The following is a 10,825-nucleotide window of genomic DNA, read 5'->3' on the forward strand; positions in this document are numbered from 1 at the left end:
GTGCCGGAGGGCAGGAGCGCAGCGACTCGGGAAATGGTGCCGGAGGGCAGGAGCGCAGCGACTCGGGAAATGGTGCTGGAGGGCAGGAGCGAAGCGACTCGGGAAATGGTGCCGGAGGGCAGGAGCGCAGCGACTCGGGAAATGGTGCCGGAGGGAAGTTGTGGCTCACGCAGGCAGGTATCAGCCAGGTCAATACGTTGTCCACGGCGATCGTCGGGCTGATCGTCGACAAGTTGGCGCAGTCACCGAGCTTCGAGGGGCGCCCCGACCGTGAGCAGGTCGAGGACGCGTTGGAGCGCATTGCGCACCGCATGTTGGTGCAGCGGGACTGGACCGACCGGGGCGAACTCGCCGCCGCGCGCTGACCGAAGAACTAGAACGTGTTCCAGAAAAGACGTTACCGGCGTACGATGCGGCCATGAGCCGAATTGGAGAGTTCGCCGACGACGACGCGGCCGGCTGGATCGTCAAATCGCCCGATATCGGCTCCGCCATGGCTGGTTTCACCCACGCGGTCTACAACAAGAACAGACTTCCAATGCGGGTCCGGGAAATCGCGCGGATGGTGATCGCGCTCGACAACGAGTGCGTGGTGTGCCAAAACACCCGGGACTCCGACGGCATCGCGGCAGGCGTCGACGAAGACCTCTACGACCACGCCGCCGAGTGGCGGACGTGGTCCGGCTACAGCCCGCAGGAACGCATCGCCGCGGAGTTCGCGGCAAGGTTCGCCAGCGACCACACCGGTCTGCGCGACGACGAGGAGTTCTGGGACCGCTGCAACCAGCAGTTCGACCCGGAACTGCTCACCGACCTGGCACTGTCCTGCGCGATGTGGTTGGGCATGGGGCGGATGCTGCGCACGCTCGACATCGGCCAGTCCTGCAAAATCACGTTGTAACCCACGGCGCCGCAGTCCCGTCGGCTCTTCGCGCGAGCGCTCATCGGTCCCGTCGGCTCTTCGCGCGAGCGCTCATCGGTGCAGAATGGGCGCCATGCCAGCCAAACCACTTGCAGGGGCGGCCATCGCCCAACTTGAGTCAGACGGAGTCGTCAGCCTCATCGGCACAGTGGTCAACCCCGCGGGACTCGTTCACGCCAAGACGGTGCCGATCCGCAGGATGAGCTCCTTCGCCGACCCGGGACTCGGCGCGAGCCCGGTCTGGCACGTGTTTGCCATCGATCAGTCGGGCATCGTCGTCGGCGGTGCGGTCGGTGTCGTCGGTGACCGACGGATCAGAGTCGACCTCGACGAGCTGAGCACCCTCGGTGACGGGTTGGCGTGGGCGCCCGGGTCGTTCTTCGACCAGGACGGTTCGCCCGATCCGTTCTGCAGCAGGGGCGCATTGGCCCGCATCGAGGAGCGCCTCGCGGCGGCCGGCCTCGACGCGCTCGTCGGGCACGAGATGGAGTTCGTTCTCGTCGGCCCGGACGGCGCACGGCTGCCCTCGCACCTGTGGGCACAGTACGGACTCGCCGGGATCCTGGAGTTCGAGGGGTTCGTCAAGGACGTGACCCACGCTGCGACGACCGCGGGTGTCGTGATCGAACAGCTGCACCCCGAGTACGGCGCCAACCAGTTCGAGATCTCGCTGGCGCCCAAGTCACCCGTCGCGGCCGCTGATCAGCTGGTGCTGACGCGCATCATCGTGGGACGGGTAGCGCGCCGCCACGGCCTCCGCATCAGCCTGTCGCCGGTGCCGTTCGCGGGCAGCGTCGGATCCGGCGCCCACCAACACTTCTCCCTGCGACAGGAAGGGGTGCCCCTGTTCACCGGCGGTGATCGCGCCAGGGGGATGAAGCCGGCAGGCGAAGCCGCGGTCGCGGGACTGCTCGCCGGGCTGCCGGAGGCTCAGACGGTGCTGTGCGGTTCGATCCTGTCCGGACTGCGCATGCAACCAGGGAGCTGGTCGGGGGCCAGCGTCTGCTGGGGCACCGAGAACCGCGAAGCCGCCATCCGCTTCCTGCAAGGGGGGCCGGCCAACCCCTACGGCGCGAACGTGGAGGTGAAGGTCGTCGACCCGTCGGCGAATCCGTACTTCGCGACCGCAGCCATCCTCGGCCTGGCTCTCGACGGCATCGAGCGCGAACTCCTCGTTCCGCAGGAGACGACGGTCGACCCCGCCACGCTCACCGACGACCAGCGGACCGATGCAGGCATCGGCCTGCTCACCGACAGTCAGCCGGCGGCGATCGATGCGCTTGCCGAATCCGCTCTGCTGCGGAGCATTCTCGGCGATGCCGCGGTGGACGCCATCGTCGCCGTGCGCCGCTACGAACACGAGAACTACGGCGACCTCGGCCCCGACGAGCTGGCCGAGAAGTTCCGGCTGGCTTGGAGTGTGTAAGCGTGTTTAGGAGGGTCTGACGGCTGGCTACACCACGCCGGTCGCGTCGAAGATCCAGGACATGTCGGCGTTGGCGAAGTCCTCCATCCACGTCGGGGGAGCGTGGTTGGCCAGGGCGCTCATGTCCCAGTAGTCCTTCCAGACGGTGATCTTCCCGTTCTCGACCCGGTGCACGGTGACGAATCTAAGTACCGCGGATTCGCCGGTCTCCCAATGCCATTCCTCGTGGTGCTCGTACATGGCATCGACACCGTCGGCGACCAGCAATCCCGTGAAGTTCTCGTAGGAGGCCAGCGGTTCGAGGCCGATCTTCAGTCGCTTCACGATGTCCTCGGGGCCCTTCGCGGCGGCCGTCGGCCCCACCGGCATGTCGAGATAGATGCAGTCCTCGGAGAGGAACGACTTCAACGACTCCCAATCGCGCGCCGACAGCGCGGCCCACATGCCGAGAACCGTATCCTCAACCGACATTTGTCAATTCGTCCTTCTGCGTGGGAAGTGCGGGGGCCCTGTGGGCGGCGCGCAGGAACCGGCCCGTACGGTGGCGCCCGACCAGCTCGGTGGAGTCGCCGTCCAGGAAGACTGCGCGGCCTCCGACGAGCACCGCCTTCACCGTTTCGTCGTTGCGGTTGACCATTCGCGACAGTCCGCCGTACTGCGCGACGGGGTCTTCCGCGTAGTCGTCGAGTCGCTCGTCGAGGCGGGCGGGATCGATGATCACCACGTCGGCGCGGTCACCGACGCGCAGATGGCCAGCGTCGAGGCGGTACCAGTCGGCCAATTCGCCGGTGAGGCGGTGGACGGCCCGCTCGACGGTCATGAACGGCCTTCCCGATGCTTCCGAGTCGCGAACGTGGCGCAGCAACCGCAGCCCCATGTTGTAGAACGCCATGTTCCGCAGATGGGCGCCAGCGTCGGAGAAGCCCATCTGGACGCCGGGGTCACGGGCGAGCTTCTTGAGCACCGCCGGGCGGTGATTGGAGATGGTGGTGCGCCACCGCAGCGCCTTGCCGTGCTCGAGCACCAGATCGAGGAACGCGTCGACGGGATGCAGACCGCGGTCCAGGCCGACCTCCCCAAAGGACTTGCCGATCACTGCCGCATCGGGGCAGTCGACGATGTCGGCGTCGAAGAAGTCGCGGTGCCAGACCCGCACCCCGAACTTGCTCTCGTAGTCCTTGCGGAACCGGCGCCGGTATTCCTCGTCGCGCATCATCTCGTCGCGCTCGACCTGGTCGCTCAGGTGCAATGCCGCAGCGCCCGAACCGAACTCCTCGAAGATCACCAGGTCGATGCCGTCGGCGTAGACCTCGAACGGCACCGGCAGGTGCTGCCATCGGAAGTCAGCTCCGAGGCGGTTGACGAACCGCGCGACCGGGCCCATCATCAGGATCGCGTAGGGGTTGGACTTCACGTCGGCCGCGGACAGCAGGCTGGTCTTGAGCGGGTTGCGGAAGAGCCCGAGCGACTGGGCGATCTGCGACCCCAGGTTCAGCGGGTTCTCGATGTCCGGGCCGGACTGCAGAACGCGTCCTGCCTTGCGCAACAACGACTTCAGCCTGCGCAGTTCGCGAGGCTTGGCATACGTCGACGGCAGCGTGCGGGAACGGCAGACGTCACCGTCCAGCTTGTCGAAGAGCAGCTGCATCGACGACATCCCGACGAAGCCTGCCTCGAGCGCCTCGGCGAGCATGCGCTCCATCTCGGCCTGCTCGCTGCGGCTGGGGCGCTCGGTCTTGCGCGTCGCGCGGTCCAGACCCATCACGGCGGTCCGCATGTCGGAGTGTCCGATGAATGCCGCCAGGTTCGGGCCTAGCGGCAGCGCCTCCAGCGCGTCGACGTACTCGTCGCAGGTACGCCAGGTCTTGTGTTGCTGGACCGCGGCGATCACGTGCTCGCGGGGGATGGCCTCGACGCGGCCGAACAGGTCACCCGCCTGCGTGCCGTCCACGTGAATGGTCGACAGCGAGCAGGAGCCGAGCATCACGGTGGTCACGCCGTGGCGCAGGGATTCGGCCAGCGCGGGACCGTTGAGCACCTCGACGTCGTAGTGGGTGTGGATGTCCAGCATGCCGGGGAGCACCCAGTTGCCGGTCGCGTCGATCACTTGCGGGCAGCCCGTCTCGTCGAGGTCCTCAGCCGAGATCGCGACGAGGTGGCCGTCGCGGATGCCGAGGGTGCGCATCGCGGAGGCGGCGCCGGTGCCGTCGAACCAGCGGCCGTTCCGGATGATCATGTCGTAGCTCACTCCGCCATAGAACAGCCGCGCAGCACCGGTGTCAACGAAATCGTGAACACTTTCTCAAAAATGTCTACTGCTCTACCCAGGCGTCGGGGCGGCGGCCGTCGACGTCGGTGAATCCGTACTCGCGGGAGAGTTCGACCGAACTCGCCGAGCGCTGATTCCAGCGGGCCCGGTCGGGGTCCGCCGCGATGGCTGCGACCCCACGGCCGACGAAGCGGGGCGTCTCGGACTCCGTGAAGGCGGCGGGCGCGGTCGGGCCCCCGTCGGCCCGCCCCGGTTCCAGGGCGTCGCGCCACGTCGGCTCGGTCACGGCATAGTTCTCCAGCATCATCTCCGAGCGCAGCCAGCCCGGCGTCACCGCGACGGCGGTGCAGCCGAACTGAGCGAGGTCGTGTCCCTGACTGAACGCGATCCGGTTCACCGAGACCTTCGCAAGGTCGTAGAACGCGGACAGTCGGTAGTGGTGCGCGTTGAACTCGGCCGTGCCGTCCGTCACCTCGACCAGGAGTCCGCCGGGCCGACTGATCAGCAGCGGCAGCAGGCGGTGCGACGTGATGAGGTGGGTGTCGACGCCGAGGCGCAGGATCCGCAGCCCGTCGTCGAGGTCGTGCTCCCACATCGGCCGGTTCCACGTCGACGGCGGTCCCTTGAGGATCTCGGCTCCCCAGATGTCGTTGACGAGAACGTCGATGGCGCCGTAGTCACGGCCGAGGCGATCGGCCAAGGCGCCAACCTGTGCGATGTCGAGATGATCAATGGGGATGGCGATGCCGACGCCGCCGAGTTCGGTGACGAGTTGCGCTGTCTCCTCGATGGTTTCGGGTCGGTCGTAGTCCGAGGACAGCTCGACGACGGAACTGGTGCGACCGGTGCACACGACCGTGGCTCCCGCCTCGCCGAGCGCAGCCGCGATCCCGCGGCCCGCACCACGGGTCGCACCCGCGACCACGGCGACGCGGCCCGCGAGAGCGGTTCGGCTGACCTGCGGTGACATGACGTCGAGTATCGCCGTCAGTGCCGTCTTCCATCGCAAGTTCAGAATCTCGGGGCATACTCTCATGGGTGACTCCACTGCAGCGCTACATCGCCGAAGAGATCGCGACCGACCATGTCGACGGCCTGATGTCCAGACGCGAAGCGATGCGGCGTCTGGCCCTCATCGGTGTCGGTGCCGCGGCCGCGACCACCCTCATCGCTGCCTGTGCGAATGAAAGTGGCGGCGGCAAACCCACTGCCGCCGCGCCGGTGACCTCAAGTGGCGCGGCGACCGCGCAGGCTCCTCCGCCCGGTATCGAGAACGCGTTGCAGACCACGCCGATCACCTGGGCCGGCCCGCGCGGTGAGCTTCAGGCAGCGTGGTCGGAGGCCGCGACGCCCAAGGGAGCCGTCCTCGTCATCCACGAGAACAAGGGACTCACCGACTGGGTGCGTTCGGTGGCGGGCCGGTTCGCGGGTATCGGATACTCCGCCCTCGCGATCGATCTGCTCTCGGCCCAGGGTGGCACGGCGACGTTCACGGACCCCGCCGAGGCGACCGCCGCACTGAGCAAGATCTCGCCGGAGGACTTCACGGCGGACATGAAGTCCGGAGTGGAGGAACTTCAGCGTCGGACCCCGGGTGCCAAGGTCGCGGCCGTCGGATTCTGCATGGGCGGCGGCCTGGTGTGGCAGCTGCTCGCGTCCGGTGAACCTCAGCTCGCGGCCGCCGTCCCGTTCTACGGCCCGCTGCCCGACGGCGCGGACTTCAGCGGATCCAAGGACGTCGCGGTGCTGGGGTTCTATGGCTCCAAGGACGCGCGCGTCACGGGCACGAAGGACGCCGCCCAGCAGGCACTCGACAAGGCCGGGCTGGTGAACCAACTGGTCGTCGAGCAGGGCGCGGACCACGCCTTCTTCAACGACACGGGCGAGCGCTACGACCCCACTGCCGCAGCCGACGCCTGGCAGAAGGTGCAGGACTGGTTCACCAAGTACGTCGGCTAGGCGCGCTGTTCACGCCGCGTTCAGGTGACCGTTCACGCACTGTTCGCGGACGCTCGTGCGATCCCGGTCTGATGAGGTGTGCGGGTCGTTCAGGTAGCGAACTTCTACGGTCCGCGCTCCGGGGGGCTGCGAACCGCGGTCGACCGTCTCGGTGCGGAGTACTGCGCCGTCGGCCACGACGTGTACCTTCTGGTTCCGGGCCCCATCGCTGCAAGGCAGCGATTGCCCTCCGGCGTGTTGCGAATCTCGTTGCCCGCCAGAAGGATTCCCTTCACCGGCGATTACCGCGCCGTGTCGCCGCGGCCGATCACCTCCCTGTTGACCGAGCTGGAACCCGATGCGTTGGAGGTGTCCGACCGGTTGACGCTGCGCTCGCTCGGTCCGTGGGGGCGCAGGCACGACGTGGCCACGGTGATGATCTCCCACGAGCGACTCGACCGTCTTGCCGGGCAGTTCCTGCCGCGCCGCGTCGCACGCGCCGTTGCCGACGTCGCCAACCGCAGGACCGCCGCCAACTACGACGCGGTGGTGTGCACGACGGCGTTCGCACGGGAAGAGTTCGATCGCATCAAGGCGCCGAACGTCGTCACGGTTCCCCTGGGCGTCGACCTCGACCAGTTCCATCCGCGCCGACGCTCATCACACGTGCGCAGTCGATGGGCCACGCCGGCGCAGACACTTCTCGTGCACTGTGGACGGCTGTCCGTCGAGAAGCACACGCATCGCAGCATCGACGCGGTTGCCGCGCTTCGGGATTCAGGTGTCGACGCCCGGCTCGTCGTCGTGGGGGAGGGCCCGCTGCGGGCCAAGCTGGAACGCCAGGCCACCCGTCTGCCGGTCGATTTCACCGGGTTCATCGGCTGCCGCGACACGGTCGCCTCCATCCTGGCGTCCGCCGACGTCGCGTTGGCCCCCGGTCCGCACGAGACATTCGGGTTGGCCGCCCTCGAAGCGCTCGCCTGCGGCACGCCTGCCGTCGCCTCGAGAACGTCGGCACTCGCCGAGATCGTCACAGCCGACAGTGGTGTGGCAGCCGACAACGATCCCCGTGCCATCGCGGCAGCGGTGACCGCGGTCATCGGCAGACCAGAGTCGTTGCGGCGGCACAGCGCGCGCAGGCGTGCGGAACAGTTCTCCTGGCCGACGTCCGCGGCGGGGATGCTCAGCGCCCTCGGTGCCGACTAGGTTGTTCGAATGGGCGCCCCGACACCCGGCCCGACGGACTTCGACCGCGCCAGGACGCTGTGGTTCGCACTGCTCCTCACCCTGACCAACGGGTTCATAGACGCTCACACGTTCTTCGTGCGCGGCGGCGTGTTCGCCAACGTCCAGACCGGAAACGTCATCTTCTTCGCCATCGACGCCTCCGAGCGGAAGGCGGCGGCCGCAATGGCCCACGTCTGGCCGATCCTCGCCTTCGGTGTCGGCGTCCTCCTCGCCTCCCACATCAAGTCCGGACGCGCCGAACGCGCCGTCACTCATCCGCTGCGCTGGACCATGGCCGTGCAGGTGGTCGCCCTGGTGGTCATCGGCTTCGTTCCGGTGACGGTGGCGCACAGCTACGTCACGGTGCCGATCGCATTCCTCGCCGCGCTGCAGATGGGGTTGTTCCGCAACATCGGCGATCTGGCCTACCTACCGGTGGCGACGACGGGGAATCTCATGAGGTTCGTCGAATCCGGTTACGACGGCTTCGTCCAGCGGCAGTCCGCCTCGCGGCGCGCATGCGGGATCTACGGCACCGTCATCCTCGCGTTCGTCGGCGGGGCGCTGGTCGGCGCGTTCGCCAGCCGGGCGTGGGGCGCGCACGCGATCTGGCTGGCCGCCGCCATCCTGGCGACCACCCTCGTCCTGTTCGTCGTGGACGAGCGTGTGCTGCGGTAGGTCAGGCGGGACGCGATCGCTGCACCGCTCCGACGAAGTGGACGTCGGGGTGGCCGTCGAATCGGTAACCCTGGCCACGCATCGTCGTCAGAAGGTGTTCGTAGCGGCCGAGTTTCACTCTCAGCAGCCGGACGTGCGTGTCGACACAGTACGCGACGAGGCACGTGGCGAACCCGTCGCCCCGTCCCGCCAGACGTCGCGCAGCAGATTCTCGCGCGAGACGGCACGTCCCGGCATCACCGCCAGATGTGACAGCAGTTCGAACTCTCGGAACGTCAGGTGCACCGGCTCGCCATCGACCCAGACGTCCCGATAGACGCGGTCGATGGTCAGGGCATCCCTGCGGTAGGGGCTGGTTCCGACGGTCCGGGCCTCGATGTCGAGTCCGTTCACGACCTCGCGGCAATCGCCCGAACCGAGTGGGATGCCTACACCCGACAGGTCAGTGACGGGGAACGCCGGCGCTCCACCGGCACGTTGTTCGCCGACGTGATCGCCGTGTCTGCGATCGATGCCGAGGGACGCGACTTGCAGGCGATCGTGCCCACCGACCGCGCCGGTGTCCGAGCTGTTCGACGACTGGATGGTTTCGGGCAACGCCTGACGGCAAGCGGCGGAACGCGTTTCACCGACGTGGAGGTCCATCCCGTCGAGGTGACGACCGTCTCCGACGGCGCACACCTCGGCCACAGCACCACGTTTCTCCAGCTGTACCTGGCCGCGCGCGCTGAACTTCGATCGGCACTGGCGCAACGCCCGAACGGTCGCAAGTCACAATCCGCTCGCGTACAAGGCGTATGCCGCGGGACACTACGCGGTCAACGCCACGTGGCCGCCCGCGAACGGGTACTTCTGAGTGAACCGAAGGGCCCCCTCGGACGTGTCCATGACACATCCCCAACGAAGGAGGAATCTCAATGACGTTGTCAAGCCGCCGCGGCAGTAGGTGTGGCCTGGTAGGCCTTGCCGTCGCGGAGCATGGCCCACAGGACGTTGAGGCGTCGGCGGGCCAGGGCGATGACGGCTTGGGTGTGGGTTTTGCCTTCGACTCTCTTGCGGTCGTAGTAGGTGCGCGACGCGGCGTCGGTGCGGATGGCGATTTGTGCGGACAGGTAGCAGGCCCGCAGCAATCGCCGGTCGTAGCGCCGCGGGCGTTTGAGATTGCCGCTGATGCGCCCGGAATCTCGAGGCACCGGGGCAAGGCCCGACACGCCGGCGAGGCGGTCGACGCTGTCGAAGGCGGTCATGTCACCGCCGGTGGCGGCGAGGAATTCGGCGCCCAGGGTGACGCCGAAGCCGGGCATGCTCAGGATGATCTCGGCGTGGCGGTGGCGGCGAAATCGGTCCTCGATCATCGTTTCGGTGTCGCCGATCTCGGTGTCGAGGGTCATCACCTCCTTGGCCAGCCGCGCAACCATCGATGCGGCGATCTGTTGGCCTGCCACGGTGGCGTGTTGGGCGTTGGCGGCCTCGATTGCCTTGGCGGCGACGGCAGAGGCGTTGCGGGCCTTGCGTTTGAGCAGCCAGGCCTCCACTCGGGCGGTACCGGCGCGGCGCAGCCCGTCGGGGGTTTGATAGCCGGTCAGCAGGATCAGCGCGGCCTTGCTGGCGCTGTAGTCGAACGCCCGCTCGAGGGCCGGGAAATACTCCAGCAACTGGGCGCGCAGCCGGTTGATCGCCCGGGTGCGATCGGCGACCAGATCGGTGCGTCGGGCGGTCAGGATGCGCAGGTCGACCGCGATCTCGTCGCCGGGTCGCAGCGGCTGCAGGTCGCGGCGCATGCGGGCCTGATCGGCGATGATCGCGGCGTCTTTGGCGTCGGTCTTGCCGTCGCCGCGGTAGCCGCCGGAGGCGTGATGGACGGTCCGGCCGGGGATGTAGAGCAGGCGCTGCTCATGGGCGATGAGCAGGGCGATCAGCAGCGCGGCGCCGCCGTGGTTGAGGTCGATCGCCCAGGTGACCTCCCCACCGTCGGCCAGCACGGTGACCGTGTTGATCAGATCCAGCAAGACCGCTTCGTCGTTGGCGATTCGTTGGGACAACAATCGCTGCCCGTCGCCGTCGACGACCACGCAGTGATGTTCAGATTTTCCGGCATCCATGCCGGCCCACAGTTGTTGCGCCACAACCACCTCCATGATTGTCGTCGTCGTTACCAACCCAGCAGACGACCACGCCGGCGTGTCCTTACACAGCGATCACATCGCATCTCTCAATTAGCGGTCGAGTCGTCGCGGGACACCGGGCGGCCAATCCTCCTCGGCCATGAACAGCAGCACAACCATGAAAGCCATACCCGACGTCCCTGGGCAATCCGAAGCCTACGACCGACGGTCCCGAACACCCTGCAAGAAAGGTAAGGACA

At 67.5% G+C, this 10,825-nt stretch carries 10 protein-coding genes and 1 pseudogene; 6 read left to right on the forward strand and 5 right to left on the reverse strand.

Going from position 1 to position 10,825, the window contains the following annotated elements:
* The 3 genes and pseudogenes from QOI01_RS03740 to QOI01_RS03750 all read left to right on the forward strand — a co-directional run.
* Positions 1 to 365 (forward strand): annotated as a pseudogene (locus QOI01_RS03740) (hypothetical protein); the annotation flags it as partial.
* A 53-nt stretch (positions 366 to 418) separates the two neighbouring features.
* Positions 419 to 901: a carboxymuconolactone decarboxylase family protein gene (locus QOI01_RS03745; protein WP_526378716.1), complete on the forward strand. Its 483-nt coding sequence runs from the start codon at positions 419 to 421 to the stop codon at positions 899 to 901.
* An 85-nt stretch (positions 902 to 986) separates the two neighbouring features.
* Positions 987 to 2,348 carry a type I glutamate--ammonia ligase gene (locus QOI01_RS03750; protein WP_526378718.1) on the forward strand — a complete coding sequence of 454 codons (1,362 nt, stop codon included), beginning with the start codon at positions 987 to 989 and terminating at the stop codon, positions 2,346 to 2,348.
* Between the two features lie 27 nt (positions 2,349 to 2,375).
* On the opposite strand, the gene QOI01_RS03755 is transcribed toward QOI01_RS03750, so the two are convergent.
* From QOI01_RS03755 to QOI01_RS03765, 3 genes are all read right to left on the reverse strand, one after another.
* Positions 2,376 to 2,819: a nuclear transport factor 2 family protein gene (locus QOI01_RS03755; RefSeq protein WP_526378720.1), complete on the reverse strand. Its 444-nt coding sequence runs from the start codon at positions 2,817 to 2,819 to the stop codon at positions 2,376 to 2,378.
* Positions 2,809 to 4,596 (reverse strand): N-acyl-D-amino-acid deacylase family protein, encoded by a 1,788-nt coding sequence (locus QOI01_RS03760; RefSeq protein WP_526378722.1) that lies wholly within the window; start codon positions 4,594 to 4,596, stop codon positions 2,809 to 2,811. The genes QOI01_RS03755 and QOI01_RS03760 overlap by 11 nt, the downstream gene beginning before the upstream one ends.
* A gap of 64 nt (positions 4,597 to 4,660) precedes the next feature.
* A complete protein-coding gene (locus tag QOI01_RS03765) occupies positions 4,661 to 5,587 on the reverse strand; it encodes an SDR family oxidoreductase (RefSeq protein WP_526378734.1) in 927 nt (308 codons plus the stop codon).
* 68 nt (positions 5,588 to 5,655) lie between these two features.
* On the opposite strand from QOI01_RS03765, the gene QOI01_RS03770 reads away from it, so the two are divergent.
* The 3 genes from QOI01_RS03770 to QOI01_RS03780 all read left to right on the forward strand — a co-directional run bounded on the left by QOI01_RS03770 (position 5,656) and on the right by QOI01_RS03780 (position 8,460).
* Positions 5,656 to 6,576 carry a dienelactone hydrolase family protein gene (locus tag QOI01_RS03770; RefSeq protein WP_526378724.1) on the forward strand — a complete coding sequence of 307 codons (921 nt, stop codon included), beginning with the start codon at positions 5,656 to 5,658 and terminating at the stop codon, positions 6,574 to 6,576.
* Between the two features lie 78 nt (positions 6,577 to 6,654).
* A complete protein-coding gene (locus tag QOI01_RS03775; RefSeq protein ID WP_526378726.1) occupies positions 6,655 to 7,761 on the forward strand; it encodes a glycosyltransferase in 1,107 nt (368 codons plus the stop codon).
* Between the two features lie 9 nt (positions 7,762 to 7,770).
* Positions 7,771 to 8,460 carry a YoaK family protein gene (locus tag QOI01_RS03780; RefSeq protein WP_526378728.1) on the forward strand — a complete coding sequence of 230 codons (690 nt, stop codon included), beginning with the start codon at positions 7,771 to 7,773 and terminating at the stop codon, positions 8,458 to 8,460.
* 120 nt (positions 8,461 to 8,580) lie between these two features.
* Here the strand turns inward: QOI01_RS03780 and QOI01_RS03785 are convergent, their stop codons facing one another.
* Together QOI01_RS03785 and QOI01_RS03790 are read right to left on the reverse strand one after the other, a co-directional pair.
* Positions 8,581 to 9,057 carry a winged helix-turn-helix domain-containing protein gene (locus tag QOI01_RS03785; RefSeq protein ID WP_526378730.1) on the reverse strand — a complete coding sequence of 159 codons (477 nt, stop codon included), beginning with the start codon at positions 9,055 to 9,057 and terminating at the stop codon, positions 8,581 to 8,583.
* A gap of 329 nt (positions 9,058 to 9,386) precedes the next feature.
* Positions 9,387 to 10,598, reverse strand: coding sequence for an IS110 family RNA-guided transposase (locus tag QOI01_RS03790; protein ID WP_526378732.1), 1,212 nt, complete (start codon positions 10,596 to 10,598; stop codon positions 9,387 to 9,389).
* Positions 10,599 to 10,825: the final 227 nt, after the last annotated feature.

This window comes from Mycobacterium sp., assembly GCF_032162605.1.
Lineage (GTDB): Bacteria > Actinomycetota > Actinomycetes > Mycobacteriales > Mycobacteriaceae > Mycobacterium.

Coding starts and splice junctions, on each gene's coding strand:
- QOI01_RS03755 (WP_526378720.1), bottom strand. CDS start 2,819: ATGTCGGTTGAGGATACGGTTCTCGGCATGTGGGCCGCGCTGTCGGCG.
- QOI01_RS03745 (WP_526378716.1), top strand. CDS start 419: ATGAGCCGAATTGGAGAGTTCGCCGACGACGACGCGGCCGGCTGGATC.
- QOI01_RS03750 (WP_526378718.1), top strand. CDS start 987: ATGGGCGCCATGCCAGCCAAACCACTTGCAGGGGCGGCCATCGCCCAA.
- QOI01_RS03780 (WP_526378728.1), top strand. CDS start 7,771: ATGGGCGCCCCGACACCCGGCCCGACGGACTTCGACCGCGCCAGGACG.
- QOI01_RS03790 (WP_526378732.1), bottom strand. CDS start 10,598: ATGGAGGTGGTTGTGGCGCAACAACTGTGGGCCGGCATGGATGCCGGA.
- QOI01_RS03765 (WP_526378734.1), bottom strand. CDS start 5,587: ATGTCACCGCAGGTCAGCCGAACCGCTCTCGCGGGCCGCGTCGCCGTG.